Source organism: Vibrio sp. OPT41 (assembly GCF_015163595.1).
Lineage (GTDB): Bacteria > Pseudomonadota > Gammaproteobacteria > Enterobacterales > Vibrionaceae > Vibrio > Vibrio alginolyticus.
The window spans coordinates 141995-168507 of the sequence record NZ_JADDYH010000054.1; the positions used below are offsets into that span (position 1 = coordinate 141995).

At 44.0% G+C, this 26513-nt stretch carries 27 protein-coding genes; 16 read left to right on the top strand and 11 right to left on the bottom strand.

Features of this window, described 5'->3' with window-relative positions:
• Nucleotides 1–133 precede the first annotated feature (133 nt).
• From IQP38_RS19530 to IQP38_RS19550, 5 genes are all read left to right on the top strand, one after another.
• The gene (locus IQP38_RS19530; protein ID WP_005385634.1) at nt 134–1231 is read left to right on the top strand and encodes an autoinducer 2-binding periplasmic protein LuxP; all 1098 of its coding nucleotides are present in this window, start codon (nt 134–136) and stop codon (nt 1229–1231) included.
• On the top strand, nt 1231–3807 hold the full coding sequence (gene luxQ, locus IQP38_RS19535) for a quorum-sensing autoinducer 2 sensor kinase/phosphatase LuxQ (RefSeq protein WP_017635176.1): 2577 nt from the start codon (nt 1231–1233) through the stop codon (nt 3805–3807). The genes IQP38_RS19530 and luxQ overlap by 1 nt, the downstream gene beginning before the upstream one ends.
• Before the next feature lie 295 nt (nt 3808–4102).
• Entirely contained in the window at nt 4103–4558 is a 456-nt protein-coding gene (gene slyA / locus IQP38_RS19540; protein ID WP_017635177.1) for a transcriptional regulator SlyA, read from the top strand.
• A gap of 35 nt (nt 4559–4593) precedes the next feature.
• The gene (locus IQP38_RS19545) at nt 4594–5652 is read left to right on the top strand and encodes an HlyD family secretion protein (RefSeq protein ID WP_017635178.1); all 1059 of its coding nucleotides are present in this window, start codon (nt 4594–4596) and stop codon (nt 5650–5652) included.
• A gap of 12 nt (nt 5653–5664) precedes the next feature.
• Nucleotides 5665–6702: a DUF2955 domain-containing protein gene (locus IQP38_RS19550; protein ID WP_017635179.1), complete on the top strand. Its 1038-nt coding sequence runs from the start codon at nt 5665–5667 to the stop codon at nt 6700–6702.
• 2 nt (nt 6703–6704) lie between these two features.
• Here IQP38_RS19550 and IQP38_RS19555 read toward each other — a convergent pair whose 3' ends face one another.
• Together IQP38_RS19555 and IQP38_RS19560 are read right to left on the bottom strand one after the other, a co-directional pair.
• Nucleotides 6705–7367 (bottom strand): flagellar brake protein, encoded by a 663-nt coding sequence (locus tag IQP38_RS19555; RefSeq protein WP_017819882.1) that lies wholly within the window; start codon nt 7365–7367, stop codon nt 6705–6707.
• A gap of 94 nt (nt 7368–7461) precedes the next feature.
• The gene (locus tag IQP38_RS19560) at nt 7462–8388 is read right to left on the bottom strand and encodes a DMT family transporter (RefSeq protein WP_017635181.1); all 927 of its coding nucleotides are present in this window, start codon (nt 8386–8388) and stop codon (nt 7462–7464) included.
• A 148-nt stretch (nt 8389–8536) separates the two neighbouring features.
• Here IQP38_RS19560 and IQP38_RS19565 point away from each other — a divergent pair, with 148 nt between their 5' ends.
• Together IQP38_RS19565 and IQP38_RS19570 are read left to right on the top strand one after the other, a co-directional pair.
• The gene (locus IQP38_RS19565; protein WP_005373581.1) at nt 8537–8992 is read left to right on the top strand and encodes an Lrp/AsnC family transcriptional regulator; all 456 of its coding nucleotides are present in this window, start codon (nt 8537–8539) and stop codon (nt 8990–8992) included.
• Nucleotides 8993–8997: 5 nt separating this feature from the next.
• Complete coding sequence (locus IQP38_RS19570; RefSeq protein WP_053304531.1) at nt 8998–9621, top strand: class I SAM-dependent methyltransferase; 624 nt, start codon at nt 8998–9000, stop codon at nt 9619–9621.
• A gap of 526 nt (nt 9622–10147) precedes the next feature.
• Here the strand turns inward: IQP38_RS19570 and IQP38_RS19575 are convergent.
• Nucleotides 10148–10696, bottom strand: a complete 549-nt coding sequence (locus IQP38_RS19575) for a hypothetical protein (protein WP_005373576.1) — start codon at nt 10694–10696, stop codon at nt 10148–10150.
• 103 nt (nt 10697–10799) lie between these two features.
• Between IQP38_RS19575 and IQP38_RS19580 the strand changes: the two genes are divergently transcribed.
• From IQP38_RS19580 to secF, 4 genes are all read left to right on the top strand, one after another.
• A complete protein-coding gene (locus tag IQP38_RS19580; RefSeq protein WP_005373574.1) occupies nt 10800–11468 on the top strand; it encodes an SH3 domain-containing protein in 669 nt (222 codons plus the stop codon).
• 168 nt (nt 11469–11636) lie between these two features.
• Entirely contained in the window at nt 11637–12116 is a 480-nt protein-coding gene (locus IQP38_RS19585; RefSeq protein WP_005373572.1) for a hypothetical protein, read from the top strand.
• A gap of 164 nt (nt 12117–12280) precedes the next feature.
• Nucleotides 12281–14119, top strand: coding sequence for a protein translocase subunit SecD (gene secD, locus IQP38_RS19590; RefSeq protein ID WP_193837923.1), 1839 nt, complete (start codon nt 12281–12283; stop codon nt 14117–14119).
• 2 nt (nt 14120–14121) lie between these two features.
• Entirely contained in the window at nt 14122–15024 is a 903-nt protein-coding gene (gene secF / locus IQP38_RS19595) for a protein translocase subunit SecF (protein WP_054577769.1), read from the top strand.
• A 58-nt stretch (nt 15025–15082) separates the two neighbouring features.
• Here secF and IQP38_RS19600 read toward each other — a convergent pair whose 3' ends face one another.
• Entirely contained in the window at nt 15083–15349 is a 267-nt protein-coding gene (locus tag IQP38_RS19600; protein ID WP_017635186.1) for a hypothetical protein, read from the bottom strand.
• Nucleotides 15350–15364: 15 nt separating this feature from the next.
• Entirely contained in the window at nt 15365–15985 is a 621-nt protein-coding gene (locus IQP38_RS19605) for a LysE family translocator (RefSeq protein WP_021035942.1), read from the bottom strand.
• Between the two features lie 739 nt (nt 15986–16724).
• Here IQP38_RS19605 and IQP38_RS19610 point away from each other — a divergent pair.
• The 4 genes from IQP38_RS19610 (at nt 16725) to phaC (ending at nt 20920) form a co-directional block, all read left to right on the top strand.
• Nucleotides 16725–17465 (top strand): SDR family oxidoreductase, encoded by a 741-nt coding sequence (locus IQP38_RS19610; protein WP_005373555.1) that lies wholly within the window; start codon nt 16725–16727, stop codon nt 17463–17465.
• Nucleotides 17466–17477: 12 nt separating this feature from the next.
• Complete coding sequence (locus IQP38_RS19615) at nt 17478–18686, top strand: acetyl-CoA C-acetyltransferase (RefSeq protein WP_170897050.1); 1209 nt, start codon at nt 17478–17480, stop codon at nt 18684–18686.
• Nucleotides 18687–18730: 44 nt separating this feature from the next.
• The gene (locus IQP38_RS19620) at nt 18731–19078 is read left to right on the top strand and encodes a phasin family protein (RefSeq protein ID WP_005373550.1); all 348 of its coding nucleotides are present in this window, start codon (nt 18731–18733) and stop codon (nt 19076–19078) included.
• A 66-nt stretch (nt 19079–19144) separates the two neighbouring features.
• Nucleotides 19145–20920: a class I poly(R)-hydroxyalkanoic acid synthase gene (gene phaC / locus IQP38_RS19625; protein WP_054574707.1), complete on the top strand. Its 1776-nt coding sequence runs from the start codon at nt 19145–19147 to the stop codon at nt 20918–20920.
• A 170-nt stretch (nt 20921–21090) separates the two neighbouring features.
• On the opposite strand, the gene IQP38_RS19630 is transcribed toward phaC, so the two are convergent.
• From IQP38_RS19630 to napF, 6 genes are all read right to left on the bottom strand, one after another.
• On the bottom strand, nt 21091–21225 hold the full coding sequence (locus IQP38_RS19630) for a TIGR02808 family protein (protein ID WP_005373546.1): 135 nt from the start codon (nt 21223–21225) through the stop codon (nt 21091–21093).
• Between the two features lie 11 nt (nt 21226–21236).
• Complete coding sequence (locus tag IQP38_RS19635) at nt 21237–21815, bottom strand: NapC/NirT family cytochrome c (protein WP_005373542.1); 579 nt, start codon at nt 21813–21815, stop codon at nt 21237–21239.
• A 28-nt stretch (nt 21816–21843) separates the two neighbouring features.
• Nucleotides 21844–22299, bottom strand: coding sequence for a nitrate reductase cytochrome c-type subunit (locus tag IQP38_RS19640; RefSeq protein WP_005389061.1), 456 nt, complete (start codon nt 22297–22299; stop codon nt 21844–21846).
• 78 nt (nt 22300–22377) lie between these two features.
• Complete coding sequence (gene napA, locus IQP38_RS19645) at nt 22378–24867, bottom strand: periplasmic nitrate reductase subunit alpha (RefSeq protein ID WP_005389060.1); 2490 nt, start codon at nt 24865–24867, stop codon at nt 22378–22380.
• Nucleotides 24864–25172, bottom strand: a complete 309-nt coding sequence (locus IQP38_RS19650; protein WP_005373535.1) for a chaperone NapD — start codon at nt 25170–25172, stop codon at nt 24864–24866. The genes napA and IQP38_RS19650 overlap by 4 nt, the downstream gene beginning before the upstream one ends.
• A gap of 47 nt (nt 25173–25219) precedes the next feature.
• The gene (gene napF, locus IQP38_RS19655; RefSeq protein ID WP_080276949.1) at nt 25220–25705 is read right to left on the bottom strand and encodes a ferredoxin-type protein NapF; all 486 of its coding nucleotides are present in this window, start codon (nt 25703–25705) and stop codon (nt 25220–25222) included.
• Nucleotides 25706–25952: 247 nt separating this feature from the next.
• Between napF and IQP38_RS26625 the strand changes: the two genes are divergently transcribed.
• Nucleotides 25953–26513 (top strand): type IV pili methyl-accepting chemotaxis transducer N-terminal domain-containing protein (locus tag IQP38_RS26625; RefSeq protein ID WP_228010145.1); only part of this gene is annotated, 561 nt, incomplete at its 3' end.

Consider the following 26513-nt stretch of genomic DNA (forward strand, 5'->3'; position numbering starts at 1 on the left):
CCACTCAGACCAAGAACCAATTTACTATTGAAACAGGCACTAAGAGGAAGGTAGATTACAAGAGTATAGGATGACTCGGCTAGGTAATGAATAGAGCTGAATTAGGCTCATAAAAAAGCTAAAAGAGCAGTAGATGAAAAAAGCGTTAGTATTCTCCCTGATTTCAATGGCCGCTTTTGCGCCGAATGTGCAGGCCACCCAAGTTCTTAATGGGTATTGGGCATATCAAGAGTTTTTAGACCAGTTTCCACAACAGAAGCAGCTAACTAGTGCGTTGGCTGAAGTGGTAAGAGAAACCCCTGTACCCGTAGCAAAAGACAAGAAGCGTCCACTGAAAATTTCTGTTGTTTATCCAGGGCAGCAGATCTCTGATTATTGGATTCGAAACATCGATGCGTTTGAAAAACGCCTAGATAAGCTTGATATCGACTATCAACTAAATCAGGTGTTTACTCGTCCTAATGCAGATATAAAGCAACAAAGTTTGTCTTTAATGGAGGCGCTGAAAAGCAACTCCGATTACTTGATCTTTACTCTAGATACCACAAGACATCGTAAGTTTGTTGAGCATGTCTTAGATTCAAAGAAAACCAAGTTAATTTTACAAAATATCACCACACCTGTTAGGGATTGGGAACATCATCAGCCGTTTCTTTATGTTGGTTTCGACCACGCAGAAGGAAGTCGTGAATTGGCCGTTGAGTTTGGCAAGCGTTTCCCTAAACATAGCCACTATAGTGTTCTCTACTTCTCAGAGGGCTACATTAGTGACATCAGAGGCAACACTTTTATCAACCAAGTGAACCGCGATAATCAATTTGAACTACAATCTGCTTACTACACCAAAGCAACAAAGCAATCTGGGTATGAAGCTGCAAAAGCCAGTTTGGAGAAGTATCCGGACGTTGACTTCATTTACGCGTGTTCTACCGATGTAGCATTAGGTGCTGTTGACGCTCTTAAAGAGTTAGGTCGTGATGATGTCATGATCAATGGTTGGGGCGGCGGTTCAGCAGAGTTAGAGGCGCTTTCTAAAGGGGAGTTAGACGTTACCGTTATGCGTATGAACGATGATACAGGTATTGCAATGGCTGAGGCCATTAAGTGGGATTTAGAAGGAAAGCCAGTTCCCACTGTTTACTCTGGTGATTTTGAAGTCGTTACCAAATCGGACTCTCCAGAAAGAATTGAAGCATTAAGAAAACGTGCATTTAGATACTCAGATAATTGATGACAACTACATCAAAAACAAGAAAGCGTCGCTCACTGTCGACGCTTATTACCAAAATAATTATTCTCGTACTTGCTCCGATCATTCTAGGCATCTTTGTTCAGAGTTATTACTTCTCGAAGCAGATTATTTGGCAGGAAGTCGACCGAACCAAGCAGCAGACCTCTGCCCTGATCCTGAACATTTTTGATAGCCATTTTGCAGCGATTCAGATTCATCACAACAGCAATTCGAAAAGTGATGTTGTATTGGATTTTTATACAGAACGTGATGAAGAGGCACTCAATTACTTTTTCATGAGTATTGACCAGAGTGATCCTTCCCATACACCAGAGTTTCGTTTCCTAACCGATCATCAAGGTATTATTTGGGACGATGGCAACGCGCATTTCTATGGCATCAACAATCTGATACTTAGCCGACTTGCCAGTCAGGTGACCTTTAGCAACAACTGGTATTATCTACCCTCACAGACCCCGATGGGAACTCGCCATCTGTTACTTCGTCGCGTACCCGTTTTACAACCTAAAACCGGTGAAGTGATGGGGTACTCTTACAATGTTGTTGTTTTAGATAATAACTTTGGGTTGATGGAAAGGCTAAAAAATGAAGGCAACGTCGACAATGTTGTGTTGGTCGCTAACAACACACCATTGGCAAGTTCATTAGTAGGAGATGAGGCTTATCAAATATTTGACGTACTCAAACGACGAGAGTCCCAGCACAAGCTTGACCAATTATTGATCATCAAAACCCCTATTGAGGTAAATGCCGCCGAGACTGACTTGTGCTTGCTTACTGTGCAAGACAATCAGAGCGTGGTGACATTGCAAATCCAACACCTGCTAGCAATGCTAGCCTCAGTTATCGGTATGGTCATGATTGCGCTAATGACTAAAGAATGGATCGAGAATCGTGTAGTTGAAGAGTTAGGATCCCTGATGGCATATACTCGCTCGGCTCGTGAAGAAAAAGGATTTGAGCGTTTTGAGGGGTCAGATATTGAGGAATTCGATCATATTGGTTCGACACTAGAAAACACTTTTGAAGAGCTTGAAGCACAAAAGCGGTCTTTCCGCGACCTGTTTAACTTTGCGTTATCACCTATTATGGTGTGGTCTGAATCGGGTGTACTTGTCCAAATCAATCCGGCAGCACGCAAAGAGTTAGTCATGGAAAACGATGTTGAAACCATGCACCCAGTGTTCAAAGGTTTCAAAGAAAAGTTGATGCCACATCTTCGCATGGCGGCTCAGGGAGCTACGTTGACAGGCGTTAATGTGCCAATTGGAGACAAAGTATATCGCTGGAACTTATCGCCGATTCGAGTTGATGGAGATATTAGCGGTATTATTGTTCAAGGTCAGGATATAACCACGCTTATTGAGGCGGAAAAACAGAGTAACTTGGCGCGCAAAGAAGCAGAGAAATCTGCTCAAGCCCGTGCCGACTTTCTGGCTAAAATGAGCCATGAGATCCGAACGCCAATCAATGGAATTTTAGGGGTTGCTCAATTGCTAAAAGACTCTGTGGAAACAGAAGAGCAGAATAACCAAATTGACGTACTTCGGCATAGTGGTGAGCACTTACTTGCTGTTTTGAATGATATTTTGGACTTTTCGAAGATTGAGCAGGGTAAGTTTAATATCCAAAAGCACCCGTTTTCTTTCACTGATACAATTCGAACGTTAGAAAACATTTATCGTCCTATTTGTGAAAGTAAAGGCGTCAACCTTGTCATTGAAAACAAAATAGATCCCAATGTTGAAATCTTTACTGACCAAGTTCGTCTGAACCAAATTTTATTCAACCTAGTCAGTAATTCTGTGAAGTTTACGCCCTCGGGTAGCGTGCGCTTGCATGCGGAACTGGAGCAGTTCTATGGTGCTGACAATAGCGTGCTGGTCGTGGAAATTACGGATACAGGTATCGGCATCGAGTCTGACAAACTCGACCAAATGTTCGAACCTTTTGTTCAAGAAGAAGCAACAACGACTCGAGAATACGGTGGTAGTGGCTTAGGGCTGACCATTGTGAAGAGCCTTGTCGACATGCTGGAAGGTGATGTTCAAGTCCGCAGTCAGAAAGGTTTAGGAACGACTTTTGTCATTACAATGCCAGTGAAAGATCGTGAGCGAGTACTCACCCCTCTTGATTCGAGTTTGCGAGTTAAGCCAGGTGAACTATTTGCAGAGAGTCTCAAAGTGTTGTTGGTAGAGGATAACCATACTAACGCATTCATTCTAAAAGCGTTTTGTAACAAGTACAAAATGCAGGTTGATTGGGCGAAAGATGGGTTAGAAGCAATGGAATTCTTAAAAGATCATACTTACGATTTGATACTGATGGACAACCAACTTCCGCATCTTGGTGGAATTGAAACGACCAAAGAGATCCGACAAAAGCTAAAACTAGGCACGCCAATTTATGCGTGTACTGCTGACACCGCGAAAGAAACCAGTGACGCCTTTATGGAATCGGGTGCAAATTACGTGCTTCTCAAGCCGATTAAAGAAAATGCGCTCCATGAAGCATTTGTGGATTTTAAACAGCGGTTCTTAGTCGAGCGAACATGAATAATTGGCTCACTACGAGATAACCCAATTATTCATTATCTGAAAAGCACAACACCATGACTGTGGGTTGTGCTTTTTTGTATCTGACCCTTTTACTCTTATACAAATCAGACTTTATTGGTCTCGACGTTTGTTGTGTACATCGCTGCATTTCAAGTTCAAACATAGTGTTGTGTTACTTAGATTTCTGCCCCTTCACTGACACACCCAACGTGATTTCAATCACAAAAAGATATTTACTTAGCGTGCTAACTATTTTATATTACTTAGCACGCTAAGTAATTGAGTAGATCTTATGATTCAAGACATCAACAGTTTGCGAGACCTTTCTCTGGCTGAAAAATTATCTCGTGTTGCTCGTTTGTGGAAAATGGTTGCAGATCGCGAGTTAGAGCCTTTAAACCTAACGTATCCGCGTTGGACTGCGTTATGGAAGCTTTATCGAATGGGTGACAACATCAGTCAGAAGCATTTGGCTGAAGCGCTTGAGATCGAGTTAGCGTCGTTGATGCGAACATTAAAATTATTAGAAGAGCAATCTCTGATCGTTCGCCATTGCTGTGAACACGATAAGCGAGCACGTATTGTTAGCCTCACAGAAGAGGGGAAAACCCTACTAAAGCAAATGGAGGCTCGAATTCTTCAAGTTCGAAGCAAGCTCCTAACGGACATCAACGACCAGGAACTTCAGCAGCTTTCATTGATTCTTGATCAGATTGCTCACAATGCGCTTGATTCACTTAGCGAATAAGTCAGAAAACCGAATAAAAAGAGAAGTAAACGCCTATGACTCCAGATCAAAAATTCGCACGTTGGATCAAATATTCTTGCGTCGCGTTTGTCCTTGTCTTTGCCTATTTTCTAGTTGCAGATCTCGCCATGCCGTTGACGCCTCAGGCAATGGCAACGCGTGTGGTAACTAAAGTGGCCCCCCGTGTGAGTGGGCAGATTACGCATCTTTATGTTGCCAACAACCAAGAAATAAGCCAAGGCGATCTACTATTTCAGATTGATCCCCAGCCTTATCAGCTCGCCGTAGAAAAGGCTCAACTTAACCTTGAGCGTGTGATTCAAAACAACGAACAACTTGATGCTTCTATTGCGGCGGCAAAAGCAGACGTTGAAGCGAGCAAAATCGTGGCGGAACAAAAAGTTCGCGAAGCAAAACGTCTTAATACCCTGTTTCACCGTAATGGTACTTCGCAACAGCAGCGCGATGACGCACAGAGCAGTGCAACGGCAGCTAAAGCGAACTTACTGGCCGCACGTGCTCGTTTAAAAGAGTTGGAAGTAAACCGCGGTGATTTAGGCGCGACGAATGTGAATATCCGCGTAGCGCAAAACCAGCTAAAACAAGCGGAACTTAATCTGTCTTACACTCAAGTCTCGGCGGAACATGATGGCGTTGTCGCTAACTTGCAGCTGGAGACGGGGGCCTATGCGGCAGCTGGTACACCTCTTGTCGCTTTAGTCTCCGATGACGTGGATATCATTGCCGACTTTCGTGAAAAGAGTTTACGACACTTTAATCAGAACAGCCGTGCGTTAGTGGCTTTTGATAGCTTACCTGGTGATGTATTTGAAGCTCGTATTACGAGTGTGGATGCCGGGGTCAGCTCGGGTCAATTCGATGCGGATGGTCGCTTAGCAACACCAACTGACTCAAACCGTTGGGTGAGAGACGCGCAGCGCTTACGTTTACATTTAGCTATCGATGAACCTCAGCAGCGCGCATTTCCAGCAGGGGCACGAGCAACCGTGCAGTTGTTGCCAGAAAACTCATTATCTGGTTGGTTAGCGAGGTGCCAGATCCAATTCTTGAGTCTTCTTCATTATATTTATTAACGAGGAGGCGATATGAAGTTATGGGACCACCCCATGTCGGAAAACGACTTCCGTCAGTGTTTGCGCATTGCAACTGGTGCGACCATTGGTTTCACTTTGTGTAAAGTATTTGGTTGGAACTATGGCGTATTCTTTACTGTAACCCCGATGCTGTTACTTGGAATGGTGCCAGTCATGAGTCTACATGCCGCACGACAACTGATTTTTTCAGCGGTTGTGTGTGGATTAGAAGTTGGTGTGCTTGGTGGGTTATTTGGTGGGCACCCAGGCATGATGACAATCATTGCATTCGGGTTGTTCCTGTATAAATTCGCCTGTATGTCAAAAGGGAGCTTATTCTTATTTGGAGCGAACAGCGTACTGAGCTTAAGCATCATGCTGCACTTTGCGAGTTATCCAACCACTGACTTAAATGACCTAATATTTAGCAACCTGCAAGCGAATGTTATTTCAGTGATCGTTGCTTATGTGGTGACATTTTTGATTCCCGATGCGGAACCTCGTCAGCCACCAGCGAAACCGTCGCAGCCTAAACAGAGTCATCGAATGCGTCATGAAGCCCTTATGGGGGCGAGTATCGCTACAATGTCTTTCCTTGTATTCCAGCTATTTGACCTCAGTGACTCTATGTCTGCTCAGGCGACAACCTTGCTTTTATTGTTTCCTATGCATTGGAACGGTGCTTTAGGGTATGCGCGAAAAAGAGCAATGGGAACCTTGATGGGGGTGACCTTTGGTATCGTCGGACAACTTGTATTATACGATTGGTCGGATACTTTATTGTTTATCGTCCCATTGCTTTGGATTGGGGCTATGATGTTCAGCTATATGCACGTGAAAGAATCTAGCGGTTCGGGAGCCGGATTTGGCGGCTTAACCACATTAGGCATTTTGTTCGGCCAATATCTTACTCCGGATGGTGACTTAATGTTCAGTGCGCTGTATCGCGTGAGCAGTATTTTGTTTGCTATTGTTGCGACGCTGCTTGTGACCTATACGGTTCACAGAATACTCAACAGCTTTGAGGCGACGCGCTTTAGCGAGCAGTAATTTCAGACGTTACTGGTTAGAAAGGATTGCTCCAGTAACTCTGTTTTTAGTTCGTGAGTCATCTCAATGGAACTAGCAAACTTAATTCCAACTACCCATCCCTTCGCCAATTTCTTAATGTTGGCAATGACACATCGATTTTCTTCTCCGATATAGTGGCTTAACGGGCATTCGATGGTAACACTCTCACCCACGTTGAATTCGGGCTCAATCAAGGTTGATATACCAACACCTGCTAGAGAGAAATCGATAAGGCTACCGTCGTAGACATTCCCTGCATGAATAACGTTACAGTCCATTTGCAACTTGTAACGCTCATGTTCTCGAACTGGTTTGGTTGCAAATGTTCCTGGAATGCGGATAAACAAAAGGGGGGATGGTCGAACGGTCGTCGTCAGTACGCTGGACTTAAACGCAATGACATGGCCTAACTCCGTATCTGATACACCACGCACGATGACATCGGCGTTGGGGAGTTTTCTCATCACTTGCTCTTCAAGCAAACGCATTGGTATATCAAGAATCAAATAAGCATTTTCTTTCATCCCCAGATAGGTGGTGGAATACGTATATTGATCCTTAGGCCCAAATTCGAAATTAGTAGAAAGTTTCATTCCCGGTTTGAGAAACCTATGCAGTTCATCTTTAGTATGAGTGGCTGGCATCACATTGGCGTTTTAATTATTAGTTGAGCTGAGGCTATCAAAACGCCATTTTGTTATTCAAGATAGTAAGGCATAAGTTTTTGTAAAATCATCGCTATCTGTGAAGTGGTGGGCGATAAGTTTGGCTCATTCCACCTTTCATAAAGATTTGGCTTGCCACAATACTGCCGCATGTGACCAACATCAGAGCTAACCAAGTGAGAGAATCTGGTTGTTCACCAAAAATTGGAACGGCAAGAAGTGTCGCGACGACTGGAGTTAATGAACCAAAAGCTGCGCTGGCTTCGGCACCGATGATCCTAATTGCATAAATGAAAGTGAAAGAAGCGATTAAACCTGCGCCAACACCTTGTAGCATCGCGTGGCCAAATAACTCCTCCCATGGCCACTGGCTGAACGGTGTTACCACCAAATAACTGTCTACCCACCCGAAACCAACGGCGATGATGAGTAGAGCCAAAGACGCGATTGCAACGAATCCTGCACAGACGTGTGCATTAAGATTAGCGACACGAGCGCTGATGGTGAAAGCAGCCCACATGATGCTGCCAGTTAGAAACAGGATATGCCCTTGCAACTGAGACCAGTTGTACTCTGCGCCGCTATTAGAAAGAAGGAATACGAAAATCCCTAACAACACCGTAGAAAGCCCGATTAAGCGGTGAGCACTCAGCGACTGTTGATAACAAAGTACCGCGATAGCAGAAACAAACAATGGCAAAGTGCCAGGTACTAATGCACTGCCGTGCGCCACGGGAGCGAAATGCATAGCCGTTCCGACGACCAGAAGATAGGGAAGGCCGCTTCCAACCACAACACCAACCAGGTAGCGTTTAGGCACGACGCGCAGCGACTGTTTATGCTTAATCACAAATGGTAATAAAATTATACTTGGGATTAGAAAGCGAACTAACGCGATATCGGCTGGCTGCAAGGCAGAAATTGCGCCCCCTTTTAAAGAAATAAAGAAACCAGACCAAAGCAGTAAGGTCGTTAATATAGCTGCGTATCCCAAGATCATTATCGACATGTCCATTTGTAAATGATGTGTTAATTGTTGAATAAAACTCTTGCCAAAGGGAGGCAAAGTTTGACGTAATTAGGCTTGATGTTGGTGATAAATTGCGTATAAGTGTTAATTGTTGGTGATTAAAGGCATGGAAGAATAGATGGATAAAATTGACAGGCAACTTATCAACCTAATGCAGAAGGATGCCACTCTGACAACGGCAGAACTTGCTGACCAAGTAGGGCTATCGGCATCACCTTGTGCAAGACGCATTAAGCGTTTGGAGCAGGAAGGTGTAATAAGTGGTTATCGAGCTATTGTGTCCAGAGACACCGTAGGCATCGCGATGACTGTATTTGTTGAAGTGAGTTTAAATAACCACCAAGCTTCTTCGATTGATGAGTTTGAACATGCCGTTGTTGAGATGGATGAAGTGATCTCATGCCATGTCGTATCAGGGGCCTATGATTACCTGTTAGAGGTGGTCAGTAAAGATCTCGCTGGTTATGAAACATTTACTAGAAAGTTACAGCGATTAGAAAATGTGAAAGATATTCATACCCACCTGGCGATTAGACAAGTGAAAGGAAATGGCAGTTTGCCGATTTATGCATAAGAAAGATGAAATTTTTCGATAGACTTAAGATTGCCCACTATCATCGAAAGCGATATAGACAGTTTGGTAAAGACAGAGCCCGAACTCTGGGATGGGCAGATAAGTATAGTCAGATCAGCCGTTTTGAGGCGTTGTGCCGAGGGTTAACGTTAGACGGTTCAAGTATTTTAGATATTGGGTGCGGCTACGGAGACTTGTTAGCGTTTATCGAACTTATGGGGGGGCTTCCTCAAAGCTATATTGGCATTGATCAGCAAAAACAGTTTATCTCTGAAGCCAGAAAACGAGATTTTCGTACGCAAAGTAAGTTTATATGTGGCGACTTTTCAACGTTGGTATTGCCTCGTTGCGACTTTGTTTTTGCTTCCGGATCATTGAACTATCAATCCACCAACCCAAATCACACCATTGAAATGATTGAGAAAATGTACCGAGCGACAGAGAAAGGTTGTGTGTTTAACTTGTTGGATGAATCCAAACTACCCAGCATGAAAATGTTAGCGTCGCACAATAAAGAAGGTGTCTTTCGCTATTGTCGGTTGCTGTGTCCGAATACACGATTGATTGAGGGGTACTCCGAGCACGACTTTACGATTGCCATGATCAAAAAAGCGGAGTCCGTTTCCTGACTCCGCTTTATAAATTCTTAAGCCTTATTGGTTTTTGTATTGTGAGATTTCACAGTTACCTGTGTATCTATCAACCTTGAATGAGAACGCGGCTGAATGGTATTCCCTCCCATCACTCCATATTGTTTCTCCGAAGATTTTACACAGATCCAAATCACTGATTGAACCGAACTCTTTTACGTGCCTAACTACTGACAAAAACTTGGCTTTGGTAGCATTAGGACATTCCCTGTTACTTAATCGATTGATAACCATGTTTGTAGCATCATCTCCAGCCAAATGTGACTTTTTATTAAATTTTATTAATGGCTAAACTAACCAAAAAATGTCCATAAGTAAAGCATTAATGTGACGTATGTCTCTATAAATTGATTGTCTTGGTCATGGTTTAGTCAAGTTTGTCAAAGGGAACAATCCCATTATTTACATTTGATATCATTCACGACTAAGGAAAGATAAAAAGCACGAATAACGTCCAATATTGGAGTGAAAAACCAACATCGTCTATTCAAAACTGGCTCTGTTTTTACTTCGAAACATCTTGAGCGTATTGAAGCGCTCGAGCTTCTTTATCATAGACTTGTGACAGAGTTTGATATTGTGAAGAGAGGCGCTTGTAATCTTCAGCAAGTTCCAGAGCGTTGGTGTTATACCATTCCGCGGTTATTTGATTGGCTATTTTGTTTGACTCGCGGCACTTTTGGGCCAGTATCTCCCACCCATTTGCTGACCATTGGGATTGTGTGCTCAATTTAAGCAGCTGATTCGCTTTAGTTGTGAGCTCTTCTTTGTATTGAATCGATGCTTTTAATTGCGCTTTGAACACATTTTGGTTCGACTTGGCACGCCAAAGTAGCACGAGCTCATGCATTGAAAAGGTTTCGGACAATAACTGACGCTGTTTATGTTCGGTTAAAAGTGTATTGAATACCTCAACATGCTGATTGTAATTGGACTCTAAACGATTGAATTGGGTAAGATTGTCATTCCACGACGATGGGTTACATTGAATATTGGCGTGCCCCGTTATCGGGAACAGAAGAAATAGTAGTATCCAATTGAGTCTGTTGATCATTATTGCTCGCGTTAGTTGACCTGCTCTTTTGAGTATATACCCAAATTTCTACGACATGCGTGCTGCTGGTGGGATAAGAATAAAGAATGAAAAGGAAAAGGGCATGAAGAAAATTCTCGTCGCATTGATTGTCATGCTGTTGCTCGGCGGAGCGGGGGCTGGATACTATTTCTTCTTTATGCAGAAAGATGAACCTGAAGCACCAAAGGCTACACAAGTCGAGCAATCGTCACTGCAAAAAGAAACATCCAAACCGATTCTGGATTTAGAAGCCGCTCCCCCGGAAGTTACCGAGTACTACGTTATTGAGCGTCGTGTCAATGTTTACAACAAGCCTAACCTTAATGCTTTAGTTGTCGATACGCTCTATAAGGGAGAAAAAGTATCGGTGTTAGAAAAAGTAGATGGGTGGTACCGAATCTCCGGCTATCTTGTCTATGAAGAGGGTGGAGAAGAAAAAGCCGAATGGTTGAATGCTGAAGGGTTATCGGATGCAGAGCCAGTTATTAAAGAGCAAGAGCGCTTAGAGATATTGGATGAATACCTACAGAAGTCGGATGATTTAAAAGTTCACTTGGATATTTTCCGTAAGAAAACACAGCAATTGTTAGACGATGAAACCTGTGATCCGAGTGATTTTGAGGAGCTCGGGGGTTGGGTGCGTTCTGTGACGTTCAAAAAGCGCAACGTTTACTTCATCTATTGTGGCGGTTTGGAGCAAGAGAATAAGATCTACTTAGATGTTGATAAGGGCGATATTTTTTATCGATAACTCACCACCAATTACACTCGTTCTCTAAAGACGTTTTGATAAATGCAATAACGATGCAAACCTGAAATCAGAGATTTATAACTTTTTAGTTGTGAACCATAATCAATAGGAATACTATCAACGAGTCAAGTGACCTAACTTGGCTCTTTGTGTTTTTAGTGAGTTCCTATGCCTTGGATTTACCTTAGAAAGTTGATTTTGCTGCTATTTGCAATGGTATTGCTACCAGTGCATGTATCTGCTGCGCAAATCGACCACAAGGCTCACGTACCGCACTTTTCTAAGCTACAACCTTTTGTAGCCGTAAGTGTATCGCCAAACTCTTCCGTCGATTTTTCTGAAGTTTCAGAAGAAAGCTCTCAATCTCCAGTATCTGAAGGCCATGCAAGTCTCGATTCCGTTGCTTTGTTTAACTCTCAGCGCTGGACGTCTTACTTACGGGAAGGGCTTGATGACGAGCACGTAGATTTTGTCGGCGATCTCACTACTCCGTTTTACGCTGATGCGGGTTACGCATACAGCTTGATGGACATTAACTGGCGTCACAACCAGTCCACATTTTATCATTTCACAAGCGATCATCGCATTTCTGGTTGGAAAGAGACCAATGCCATGTACGTCGCACTCAATAGTCAGTTTTCTGCCTAAACACCATCTATTTGCACCATTGTGCACTCTTAGCACGACGATTGTATTCGACAGGACGTGAGCGTTCTGAGCATTTCATACCCTGAATTTATTCTGGGAGCATCTGTCGTGTGTTAAGCCTTGTTATTAAAAGCTTCACTTCATTGTGAAGGGATGATGTTTACATGAAAAAAACACCAAAGCAGCAAAAGAACAGAAAGCTGATGAATCACTACTCAGCTTGGAAATATGTCGTATTAATCACGACAGTCATTATTTTAACCCTAAGTGCTATACCAACTTGGTTTGGTGAACAGCCTTCTATCCAGTTGACGTTTGCGGATCAAAACAACAGCGAAATGTCGGTTGTTCATCTGAATCAACTGCTAAAAACCAACCATATTTCAGCCGACAAAATCATCGAAAAAGACGGCAAAACAACCATTGTATTCGATGGTGAAGATGCGCAAAGTAAAGCTCGTGCGTTGTTAAACAAAGAGCTAAATAAAGACGACAGCATCACTTTCTCATACGTATCGGTTGCGCCAGAATGGTTAAATGAGATGGGCTTTAGCCCAATAAAGCTCGGTCTTGACCTTCGTGGTGGCGTTCAGTTCTTGTTGAATGTTGATGTGAATAAAGCGTTTGAAGAACAACGTGATGCGTTGATTGATGAAATCAAAGCGAACCTACGTGATCAACGTGTTCGTGGTGTGCAAGTTCGAGCAGAGAGCGGCAACCGAATTACGGTAAACAGTGACAGCGAGCAAGCATTGTCGGAAGTGAACAAGCTCTTGCGTCAAAACTACCCGGGCTGGATTTCAAAAAGTTCATCTCGTGGCTTTGTGCTTGAACCGAGTGAACAAAATATCCAAGAATTTCAATCGTCGACTCTTCAACAAAACCTGAAGATCATGCGTGGTCGTATTGAAGAACTTGGTATCACAGAAGCACTAGTGCAACGCCAAGGTAAAGAGAGCATTCGAATTGAACTCCCTGGTGTACAAGATCCTGCTCAAGCGAAAAACGTTATTGGTGCAACAGCAAGCTTGGCGTTTTATGAAGTGAAAGATGCGAGCCAAGCACACAGCAGCCAAGATCTTGTTCTTCAAGATAATGATGGTCGTACTGTGATTTTGTCAAAACGACCAGTTCTAACGGGCGAGCACATCGTGAACGCTCGTGCTGGTGTCGACAAAATGGGCATGTCAGAAGTCAATATTTCTCTTGACCACGCTGGTGGTAAGAAAATGAGTGACTTCTCAGCAACTCACATCGGCAAGCCAATGGCGACCGTTTACCGTGAATACAAAACAAACGATCGCGGTGTAACTGAGCGTAGTGAGCGCGTTATCAGCGTCGCGACTATTCAATCTCAGCTTGGTAGCCAGTTCCGTATTACTGGGGCAGGTAGCATGGACGATGCGCAGCAGTTGGCGCTATTGCTTCGCGCGGGGTCACTGACCGCGCCGGTTACTATTGTGGAAGAGCGAACAATCGGTGCTTCTCTGGGGGCAGAAAACATTGAAAACGGTTTTGCAGCACTGGCTTTAGGTATGGGACTAACACTGACCTTTATGGCACTTTGGTACCGCCGCTTAGGTTGGGTTGCAAACGTGGCGCTTTGTGCCAACATGCTTTGTTTGCTTGGCTTAATCGCCTTGTTACCAGGAGCGGTTCTAACGCTTCCGGGTATTGCCGGTTTAGTGTTAACCGTCGGTATGGCAGTAGACACCAACGTTATTATCTTTGAACGTATTAAGGACAAAATGCGTGAAGGCCGCAGCTTCGCTCAAGCGATTGATCTTGGCTTTGACAGCGCATTCTCGACCATCCTTGATGCCAACATTACTACCATGATCACCGCCGTGATTTTGTACGCCATCGGTAATGGCCCAATCCAAGGCTTTGCCTTAACACTCGGATTAGGTTTGTTAACCAGTATGTTTACAGGCGTATTTGCCTCTCGAGCAATGATCAATTTAATTTGGGGCCGCGATGCCCGTCGTGATGTGAGGGTTTAATCATGGTCGAAATGCTAAAACAAAATATTCGTAAAATTCGCTACTTTACTACGCTAGTTTCCATCATTTTAACGGTGATCGCGATCGTCGCTCTAGGCTTTAAAGGGTTGAACCTAGGTTTGGACTTCACTGGCGGTATGGTGACAGAAGTAAAGGTAGATAAGCAGCTAACTAACCATGATCTGCTTGACGTTCTGCAACCAAAGCTTGGTGAATCTGCGTCAGTGACACGCTCTGGTGAAGATGGCCGTTGGGTGATTCGTTACTCTGCGCCGGAAGATGGACAAACGTTGCCAAGTGTAGAAGAGGTGTTGAAGCCAATCTCTCACCAAGTTGATGTTGTCAGCAACAGTATAGTTGGCGCTCAAGTTGGCCAAGACTTGTTTGAACAAGGTGGCTTAGCATTGTTGATTTGTGTGTTGAGTATTCTCGGTTACTTGTGTTTCCGTTTTGAGTGGCGTTTGGCCAGTGGTTCACTGTTTGCTTTGGCCCATGATGTGATCTTAGTGCTTGGTTTTTTTGCAGTTACTCAAATGGAGTTCAACTTAACCGTTTTTGCAGCGGTGTTAGCAATTTTAGGTTACTCATTGAATGACTCTATCATCATTGCAGACCGAATCCGTGAGCTGTTGATTGCGAAACAGAGTTGGAAAACAGAAGACATCAATGATCAAGCTGTTATCGCGACGTTTTCACGCACCATGGTGACATCTGGTACGACATTGATCACTGTTGGTGCATTATGGATTATGGGAGGAGCGCCTTTGGCTGGTTTCTCAACCGCCATGTTTATTGGCGTTCTGTCGGGTACATGGTCTTCGATTTCGATTGGTACTGTTCTGCCGGAGTGGTTGAAACTGGAGCCGAAACATTATCTTCCAGTTGAGATCGACGCTGCGCCGTAGCATTATTTTTAAGGTAAAAGTGCTTGCGCCACTCATCTTGAGTGGCGCTTTTTTGTGCTTATTTCACGCGCATCAAGCGATGTTTCACAAGTCCCAAATCGAACTCTAAGACTTGTGAGCGCTTCATTGCTTCGACTTTATTCAACATCGACTCTTGGTAGCCTTTCTTCTTCATCCACTGAAGAGGTACAGAGAAAGCATCTTCATTAACGACATAAGACTCGCCTTTATGCTCACCGCTATAGACGTTCACAACCCAAACTCGGGCTTGAAAGTCCAATACTTCACCCATGACTTTAGCGATTTTATTCAGAATATTTTTCATTGTTTCCAGTTTGCCTTAGCTTAGTAGCAACCAAACACCAACTCCCATCATTAAAGTGCCTGCGATACGGTTCATTAGGCGTACATTCTTAGACTGACCTAATACGTGTTTCAACCCTTTACCACCAGTAGCGTACAGAGACATGCAAATGAACTCAAACAGTAAAATAATAGAGACAAGTATGATCAGTTGCGGTGCAAGTGCTGCGTTTTGGTCTATAAAAGGCGGTAAAAGAGAAATCATAAATGCCCAGCCTTTTGGGTTTGCGATTGCAGTAACGAAGCCTTGCATGATCAGTGCGATATTGTCACTCTTTGGTGTTTCTAAGTTGTCGACATTAATCGCAAGTTTCCCTCGCGATCGCCACATTTCAACACCAAGATAGAGTAAATAACCGCCACCAATGAACTTTAACGCGATAAACATCCAAGGATAATTGAGCATAATCGCAGCGATACCTAACACCGCAGAGACTGACACCAGCGCAACACCGAGAAGTTCTCCTATCATCATCCATAACGTGCGACGATAACCGATACTCATACCTAACGTTAGGGCGAGAGTCATGCACATACCAGGCGTGATTGAGACAAAAAAGAAAGTAGGGATGAACATACTGAGCAATGCAAGATTCATATCTGTTGATGATTTAGTGATTAAAGAGAAGCCACAAAGATAGTGCAAAGTGGAAAAGGATGCTACTACAAAGCGAACGATTACTTTCACTAGTAGCTAGTTGATGTTCTTCGAGTATATAAATTTAAAATGAAATTATATTTTAATCTATGCGTCATAATAGTGCGTATTGCACCAGTATGAGACAAGCTCTTATATCATGTTTAGATTAAATATGTTTAATTTATTATATTTTATCGGTATTAATCATCACTGTATTAAAATAATCTAATTGATAACTAAATTATCATTAAATGCAGTAATTAAATGATATGTTTGATAATTATTTTTACCGATAATTGAATTATTATTCTAATCTCAAGTTTGTTGTAATCATATAGGCTTAAAATTCAGATCTTAAATCATGACATAATGTAACGTCTACCATTCTGTATGTAAGCTCATGATATTTAATAATTATGTTTCTATTTCTGTTGGTGTGGCTTTTGTGGAAGTGTGATTTAAAACAATGACTTATGTAAAATTAACCATTTTATAACATTTCACGGGTAATGAGATCTAAATCAATCTTATGCAATTGGGTGAGTTTTTTATTTGAAATGTAATATTTCTAGGTTAACTTAAAATAAAGGCAGCACGGGATTGGTTGTCAAAAGAATAAATAAACACGTCAGTTGGTGAACTATTTCATCAGTGTATTAAGTTTGCTTTTTAAATGCCGTTAAGAATGGAGTCTTCAATGAAGAAAGTCGCTTTGATCACTGGATCAAAAGGCGGAATTGGTTCTGCTATTTCCTCTCAATTAGTCAATGACGGTTACCGTGTAATCGCTACTTATTTCACAGGTAACTACGAATGTGCGCTGGAGTGGTTCAACAGCAAAGGGTTTACCAAAGATCAGGTTCGCCTTTTTGAGTTGGATGTAACAAACACGACAGAGTGTGCAGAGAAATTGGCGCAATTGCTTGGGGAGGAGGGAACCATTGATGTTGTTGTCAACAACGCAGGAATCACACGTGATGGCGTGTTTAAAAAGATGACTGCGCAAGCTTGGAATGATGTCATCAATACCAACCTCAATAGTTTATTCAACGTTACGCAACCCCTCTTCGCTGCAATGTGCGAAAAAGGCGGTGGTCGTGTCATCAATATCTCTTCAGTCAATGGTCTTAAAGGGCAGTTTGGTCAAGCAAACTACTCGGCGGCGAAAGCTGGGATGATCGGTTTCTCTAAAGCCTTAGCATACGAAGGTGCTCGCTCGGGTGTGACAGTTAATGTTATCGCTCCGGGTTACACGGGTACGCCAATGGTTGAGCAAATGAAGCCAGAAGTGCTGGAATCCATTACGAACCAAATTCCAATGAAACGTCTTGCGACACCAGAGGAAATTGCAGCATCAGTGAGCTTCTTGGTCAGCGATGCGGGCGCCTACATCACCGGAGAGACTTTGTCGGTGAACGGCGGCCTATACATGCACTAAGGAGAGAAGATGATGGAAAAAGTATTTATCGTAGCGGCGAAGCGTACTCCAATTGGTGCTTTTGGTGGCAGCCTGAAAAATACTTCTGCTGGCGATCTGGCAGCAGTAGCGATTAAAGGCGCGTTGGAAGCGGCAAAGTTGCCTGGCGACAAGGTTGACGAAGTGATTGTTGGCAACGTTGTTGGTGCAGGTCAAGGAATGGGTGTTGGCCGCCAAGCGGCACTGTTTGCGGGGATTCCTGAATCTGTTCCTGCATATGGCGTAAACATGGTTTGCGGTAGTGGCATGAAAACGGTCATGGATGCCGTGTCCCATATCCGTAGTGGCGATGCTGAGATCGTTGTTGCAGCGGGTGTTGAAGTCATGTCTCAGATTCCGTTTGCCGCACCAAGCAGCATTCGTGATGGCAACAAAATGGGCAATCTGGAGCTAAAAGATCTGCTCGTAGCGGACGGTTTAACCGATGTTTACAACCAATATCACATGGGTGTGACGGCAGAAAACGTAGCAAAACAAATCGGCTTAACTCGCCAGCAGCAAGACGAATACGCGCTGTCTAGCCAACAGAAAGCGGTAGCCGCTATCGAAGCTGGCAAATTTCAAGACGAAATTGTGCCAGTGGAAGTAAAGCAACGCCGTGAAACCGTGATGTTTGATACGGATGAATACCCAAAAGCGAACGCGACAATGGAAGCCTTAAGCAAGCTACGTCCTGCTTTTGACCGCGAAGGCACTGTGACTGCGGGTAATGCATCAGGTATTAACGATGGCGCGAGTGCGATTATCGTGGCGTCTGAAAGCGCAGTTAAAGCGCATGGATTAACGCCGCTTGCTGAGATCGTAAGCTACGCGCAATCGGGTCTTGATCCGAAGATCATGGGCCTAGGTCCTGTTGAGTCGGTCAATAAAGCACTCGCAAAAGCGGAACTCAGTGTACACGACATCGACGTTTACGAGTTAAACGAAGCATTTGCAGCGCAAGCACTTGGCGTGATTCATCAGTTGGCGGAAACAAACCAAGTTCCAGTTAACGCGATTCAAGACAAAGCGAACTTTAACGGTGGTGCTATCGCGCTAGGACACCCGCTTGGTGCTTCTGGCAACCGAATCTTAGTCACGCTGGTTCACGAGCTTCATAAGCAAAATGGTCAATATGGCGTTGCTTCACTTTGTGTGGGCGGCGGCATGGGCACGGCTGTGGTTGTAAAGACAGTTAAGTAATTATTTAAACGGACATTTTTAATTCTTTCTCTAGGAGACAAACCATGTACACAGATTTCTTCAAAACATTTAGCGATCAAACTGAAAAAAATCTAGAACCTTACTTGAAGTTCAACAAGCTAGTGACAAAAAACGTAGAAGTGTTGACCGAGCTTCAATTGAACGCCATTCGCACATACAGTGAAGTGGGTCTAAACCAGATGAAAGCAGCGACAGAAATCAAAGACGTAACGTCATTGACTGCTTTCAACAGTCAGCAACTAAGCGTACTTACTAAACTTTCTCAACAAATGATGGATGACAGCAACAAGCTTCAAGCGATTGCAAAAGAGTTCAAAGAAGACGTTGAGAAAATGACTTCGGAAAATCTAAAGACTGTTACTCCAGCGTAATTTGTCCGATTCTCGCCGCCCCTAGATTTGGGCGGCGTTGTTTTTTCCGAATATAGGAGTAAGACTATGTTTCAACACTTCTTTTCGGACTATCTTGTGAAGCTTCAGGAAACCAATCATCAGTGGTGGCATGATTTCGAAGTGAACAAGGCAGTCGTGAACTCTCCTTTAAACAAGGCCATGCAAGAAGTGAACTTTGAGGATACTGCCAAACTGTTCGAACAAGCTGCGAATCAGCCTGCTGCGATTTTAAAGCTGCAAGCACAGTGGTGGGAACAGCAGCTGCAAATTTGGCAGAATGTTGCATTGGCAGGGAACCAAGCACAAATCGTCGAAGCTGAAAAAGGGGATAAGCGTTTCTCAAACGAAGCGTGGCAAAATGAAGCCATGTATAGCTTCATCAAACAATCCTACCTTTTATTTAGTAAGACCTATCTGGACACCATCGAGTCTTTGGAAGGCTTAGATGAAAAGACGAAAGAACGTATTATTTTTTTCTCTCGCCAAGCCATTAACGCCCTTTCTCCTTCCAACTTCATCGCCACTAACCCAGAGCTTTTGAAGCTGACACTTGAGCAAAACGGTCAAAACTTACTGGCAGGCTTAGAGCAGTTGAAAGAAGACGTTGAGTCGAGCGCAGACATTTTAAAAATTCGTATGACGAATAACAATGCATTCCGCGTGGGCGATGACGTTGCGACGACACAGGGCAATGTGGTTTTTCAAAACGAATTGTTTGAGTTGATTCAATATCGACCTCTAACAGAGAAAGTGAATGCGACGCCGCTGCTCATCGTCCCACCTTTCATCAATAAATACTACATCCTTGATTTAACAGCAAAGAACTCAATGGTTCGATGGTTGTTAGAGCAGGGGCATAGTGTATTTATGATGTCTTGGCGCAATCCAGGCAAGGCACAAGCGCACATAGAGTTTGGTGACTACGTGACAGAAGGCGTAGTGAAAGCCGTCGCTGCAATTGAAGATATAACAGGACAAGAGCAAATCAATGCTGCTGGTTATTGTATCGGTGGTACTGTTTTAGCAAGCACGGTTGCCTACTACGCTGCAAAACGTATGAAGAAGCGCATTAAGTCTGCCACTTTCTTCACCACGTTGCTCGACTTCTCTCAACCAGGTGAAGTCGGCGCGTATATCAATGACACCATTGTTAGTGCAATTGAAGCGCAAAATAACGCAAAAGGGTATATGGACGGCCGTTCCTTAAGCGTGACGTTTAGTTTACTGCGTGAAAACAGCTTGTACTGGAACTACTACGTCGACAATTACTTGAAGGGTAACAGTCCGGTTGATTTCGACTTGTTGTACTGGAATAGCGATAGCACCAACGTCAGCGCTGCATCTCACAATTTCTTGCTTCGCGAGCTCTATTTAGAGAACAAGCTGGTGCAAGATAAAGGCGTCAAAATTGGTGGAGTATGGATTGATCTAAATAAGATCAAAATTCCTAGCTATTTTGTGTCAACGAAAGAAGACCACATTGCGTTATGGCAGGGAACTTACCGTGGTGCGCTGAACACGGGTGGTAACAAAACGTTTGTCCTCGGTGAGTCTGGTCATATTGCGGGCATCGTGAACCCTCCAGCTAGAAATAAGTATGGTTATTGGTTGAACGATAATTTGGATGACTCTGCTGATGAGTGGTTGAATAACGCGGAACACAAAGAGGGATCGTGGTGGACACACTGGAACGAGTGGTTACTCCAATTCAACCCTAAAGAGCAAGTTGAGCCTTTCCCTATTGGCTCAGAAAACCATCCGGTTATTGATGAAGCGCCAGGACAATACGTCAAACAGGTTCTGCCAGTGAAAGAATCTTAAACAACTCCCTATAGCAGTAAATCTTAGCGGCCTTTATGGTCGCTTTTTTTATGTATGATTACTTGTTTATTGTTGGCAAGTACCATTGAGTAATAAATAAAAAGCGCCGAGCATTTGCTCGGCGCTCAGTGTCAACAAATAGGCTAGTTGACGAGTAGAGATGCGTTACGTTACACCTCTTTATCCTTACCAAATGACAGCAGCCAGAGAGAGATTGCTGCTACCGCCACAAAGCCGGAAAGAATAATCACTGGCATAGCACTGTAGCCAAGGATATGCCAAATTACAGATTCTAATGTACTCATGGTAAGTCTCCTTAGTGCCAGCCTTCAACGCCGCTCATGTCGGGTAGTTTGTGCGCAATACCTTTGTGACAGTCTACACATGTTTTCTCGCCTGAAGCTAGAGCGGTGGAGTGTTGTTCTGCCGCACGTGATCCTTGCTGAGAGTAATCCATGAAATCAAACTCATGACAGTTACGACATTCAAGAGAGTCATTCTTTTTCATACGTGCCCACTCTCGCTCTGCGAGGTGTCCACGACGCTCTTGGAACTTCTCTGGCGTATCGATCGTCTTCGTTACGAAGTGTGCAAATAGCTCTTTAGATGCCTGTACTTTACGAACGATCTTATCCGTCCATTCATGAGGAACGTGACAGTCTGAACAAATCGCACGAACACCAGATCGGTTGGAGTAGTGAATTGTTTCTTGAATTTCAGCAACGATCGGCGCGTGACAGCCAGAACAGAATTCTTCTGTGTTGGTTGCTTCCATACCTGTGTTGAATGCGCCCCAAAATAGAAGGCCACCAGCGAAGCCTAGAAATAAAACCACACCAGCGGCAGCTTTACTCGGGCTCGACAGTCTCTTCCAAAACGCTTTAAGTATTTTCATAAGTAACCTCTTAGTACTCGCGTTTCAATTACTGAAGCGAATCGACTGCCTTAAACTCGTTTTCCACTAGTGGTTTTGCATCCGTTTGTGGAACGTGACATTGCAAACAGAAGTAACGACGAGGAGACATATCTGCCAGTACCGCATCTTCTCTGTTTACATAGTGCGTTACGCTAATTTTAGTCGCACCTGACTCTTTTGCATTTTTCCAGCTATGGCATGCAAGACACTTGTTAGCATTTAACGAAATTTCGTAGTGACGAATGCTGTGTGGGATCAACGGTGGTTGATAAACATAGCTGTCTTCAACAATTTGATCTTTAGGGAAGTCTTTGAACTCGTCTGCTGGACGCGTATCTTCCAATTGAGACATTCCACGTAAAGATTCTAGACCTCCAATACCACCTGGATTATCCAACTCAGCTTGCGCAATGCCTGTCACTAACGCACCTACAGATAAAACTGCGACAAGTAATTTTTTCATCATTTCATCTCCGCCTTTATGGCTTAAATTCTTTATTAGGCCGCCATAATGACGGCCGTAGCATTCAGTATCTGAAGGTTAAGCAATCTTAGTGATTTTGACTGGGCACTTCTTAAAGTCTGTCTGTTTAGACAGTGGATCAGTCGCATCTAGGATAAGCTTGTTAATCAAAATACGTGCATCAAAGAACGGTACGAATACCAAGCCTTTTGGCGGACGGTTACGACCGCGAGTTTCAACACGAACGCGTACTTCACCGCGTTTGTTTGCCATGAGTACTTCTTCACCACGACGAACATTGCGTGCTTTTGCGTCTTCTGGGTGCATGTAACACACTGCGTCTGGTACTGCTTTGTATAATTCAGGTACACGACGAGTCATGGTGCCTGTGTGCCAATGTTCAAGAACACGACCAGTACATAACCACATATCAAATTCATCGTTCGGTACTTCTGGTGGCGCTTCGTATGGCGCGGAAATGATCTTCGCTTTGCCGTCAGCATTGCCGTAGAAGTCCCAACCAGAACCTTCTTTCGCGTATGGGTCTGAACCTTCTTTAAAGCGCCACTGTGTTTCTTTACCATCAACAACAGGCCAACGTAGACCACGTACTTGGTGGTAGCGGTCGTATGGAGCCAAATCATGCCCGTGACCACGGCCAAATGTTGCGTATTCCTCAAACAGACCTTTTTGAACATAGAAACCGAAGTGGTGAGCATCGTCATTCAGTTCACGAGCTTCTTCGATAGGGAATTTGTCGACGTTACCATTGCGGTAAAGTACGTCGTACATTGTTTTACCACGGTATTGAGGCGCTTTCGCTAGAAGCTCTTCAGGCCACACTTCTTCCATTTTGAAGCGTTTCGAGAACTCCATTAGCTGCCAAAGGTCGGATTTTGCTTGACCGACTGTGCCCACTTGTTGGTACCAAGCTTGGGTACGACGCTCTGCGTTACCGTAAGCACCTTCTTTTTCAATCCACATTGCGGTAGGAAGAATAAGGTCTGCTGCTTGTGCTGTTGCTGTCGGGTATGGGTCAGACACAACGATGAAGTTTTCTGGGTTGCGGTAACCTGGAAGACGCTCTGTGTTGATGTTTGGACCGGCTTGCATGTTGTTGTTACATTGAACCCAGTAACAGTTCAGAACGCCGTCATTCAGCATACGGTCTTGCAATACGGCGTGGAAGCCAGGTTTTGGTGGAATCGTACCTTCTGGCAGTTTCCAGATGTCTTCTGCAATCTTACGGTGTTTAGGGTTAGCAACCACCATGTCCGCTGGTAGGCGGTGAGCAAACGTACCAACCTCACGAGCGGTACCACATGCTGATGGTTGGCCCGTTAGTGAGAATGGGCTGTTCCCCGGAGTCGAGATCTTACCGGTTAGTAGGTGGATGTTGTAAACCAAGTTATTCATCCATACACCACGAGTATGCTGGTTCATACCCATCGTCCATAGAGACATCACTTTCGTGTTTGGATCCGCGTATTGCTTCGCAAGCTCGATAAGCTTCTCTTTCTCAACACCAGAGATTTCAGATGCTTTCTCTACTGTGTATGGCGCTACTGATTTCTTGTACTCTTCGAATGAGATAGAAGTGAGTTTGCCAGAGTTCGGGTTCTTCGCTGCTTTTTGTAGCGGATCATCGTCACGTAGACCGTAGCCGATGTCAGTGTCTGCTTGAGTGAAGTTCGTGTGTTTGTTCACGAAGTCCCAGTTTACTGCATCGTTTTCGATGATGTAGTTTGCGATGAAGTTAGCAATTGCAAGGTCAGACTGAGGATTGAAAATGTAGCCGTGGTCTGCCAACTCAAATGAACGATGGTAGTAAGTAGAAAGCACGTTCACTTTAACGTGAGGGTGGCTTAGGCGGCGGTCAGTAATGCGAGTCCATAGAACCGGGTGCATCTCTGCCATGTTTGAGCCCCAAAGAACGAAAGCGTCTGCGTTCTCAAAGTCATCGTAACAACCCATTGGCTCATCGATACCGAATGCGCGCATGAAACCTACAACGGCAGAAGCCATACAGTGACGAGCGTTTGGATCAATGTTGTTTGATCGGAAGCCTGCTTTCATTAACTTTGACGCAGCGTAGCCTTCCATTACTGTCCATTGGCCTGAGCCAAACATACCTACGCTTGTTGGGCCTTTTTTCTCGAGGGAAGCTTTCCATTTCTCAGCCATGATGTCGAAAGCGTCATCCCAAGAGATAGGTGTAAATTCACCATCTTTGTGGAATTTGCCATCTTTCATTCGTAGCATCGGTTGAGTTAGACGGTCTTGACCGTACATGATCTTAGAAAGGAAGTAACCTTTGATGCAGTTCAGACCTTTGTTTACTGGTGCTTCTGGGTCACCCTGTGTTGCTACCACTTTGCCGTTTTGAGTGCCAACAAGAACAGAACAGCCTGTACCACAGAAACGACAAGGTGCTTTGTCCCATGTGATTTTGGTTTGATCAGAGCTTGCAATCAGGTTGGCTGCAGATGCTGGTAGTGTCACACCTGCGACAGCAGCAGCTGATGCAGCCGCGTTTGCTTTCACAAACGCACGTCTTGTCATTTTCATACTTCACCCTCGATTTGGGAATGTTGTGTTCCAGTGTCTTCTTCATCCGTTTCTTCAAGCCCAGTTTCGATTTGGTGATAAACCAATACCGTGCTTAAGACGTTCGGTAAATTGTTAATGGCATCGATAGTGTCTGTGATGAAACCTTGGTTCTCAGTTTCAAGTACGACGATAATCTTGCCTTCAGGACTGTCACCATAGATTTCCGCATTTTCGTGTGCTTCTATCTTTTGTTTGATTTCGTCCAAATGTTCCGGCAGCACATGTACTACCAAACTTGAAATATGCACTTCATTTAGTGACATATAGCTCTCTCATTTATTTTTATTGCCTTTGGCCGACGACATTCGGCTTAGGCTGTTATATTGCTCACATTGATGGATGAAGTCGGGCACACTGAAACACAGGCGCCGCAGCCGTTACACTCATCAAGGTCTAAATTGGGTTGTGCTACTTTCCCCAGTTCTAATTTGAACTGAATTGCCATCGGGTCGCACATATCCCCACAACTTCGGCATTCGACATTTTGTTTTGCTAAGCAGTTATCGTTGATACTTGCTTTTGCTTGCCAAGGTTGTTCTGTTTCTGGCAAGAAAAGGGGCTCAGGACAGGCGTTTGCACATTGATAGCAAAATGTGCATTCATCGATGGAAAAATCGACCGAGGGGAATCCGCCATCACTTTTGGTTATAATCTTTGTTTCACAGGCCTCAATGCATTTACCGCAGCGAGTGCAATCGTCCGTAAACTGTTGCGGTTTAGTTAACCAAGGCAAACGTACGGCGTTGTCGGGGTGCGCTTTTCTTGCAAAGAGTCTTCTTCTGGAAAGGTCTACCACTTAGTCACCTCGAAACTTGGAACCCAAACTAAGCATAGTCCACAATTTTCATTAATAAACTGTCATTTAAACTAACGAAATTGTAGTTTTTGACATATTTGTATAAATACCTCTTAGGGGGTAAATGGTATGCAATATTGTTTTGGATCAATAAATTCCGTCGCAGGTGATCACATATTGATAAAGTTGAAAGGTAATGGGTTCATTGCACGTAAAAATAGGATTGTTAATGGGCGAGGAACTCAGATTGTTTAAAAATGTGAAAAAGTCGGTGACGCGCACGATTGCGTCCGCGATGCTTCTTATTTTGCTGCTCTCAGTCGCTACGACTGGTTTTGCGATTTTTACGTTAGCGTCCAGTTTGAACGATGCTGAAGCCGTCAATGTTGCTGGCTCGATGCGAATGCAAAGCTACCGTCTGGCGAATGATATTCAGGTTAAATCTGTTGACTATTCTTCACATATTGACGCATTTGAACATTCGATATATTCACCTTCAATGAAAGCGCTTCAGCATTGGTCTGTGCCAGAAGACATCACTCACGATTACTACCGTCTTATTATCAGATGGCATGAACTCAAGGCGGTGCTTAGAGGAGACAACCCGGCAGAATATCAACTCCTAGTGGCCGGTTTTGTTGAACAAATCGATGAGTTTGTATTTAAGCTACAAAGCTTTTCGGAGCAAAAACTGATTAACTTAGCCTGGATCGGCGGGTTAGGGTTGGGTGGCATTCTTTGTGTCAGTATGTTTGTCGTTCATTTTGTGCGCCTCGAAGTTGTTCGGCCTCTGCGTGCCTTAGTTTTT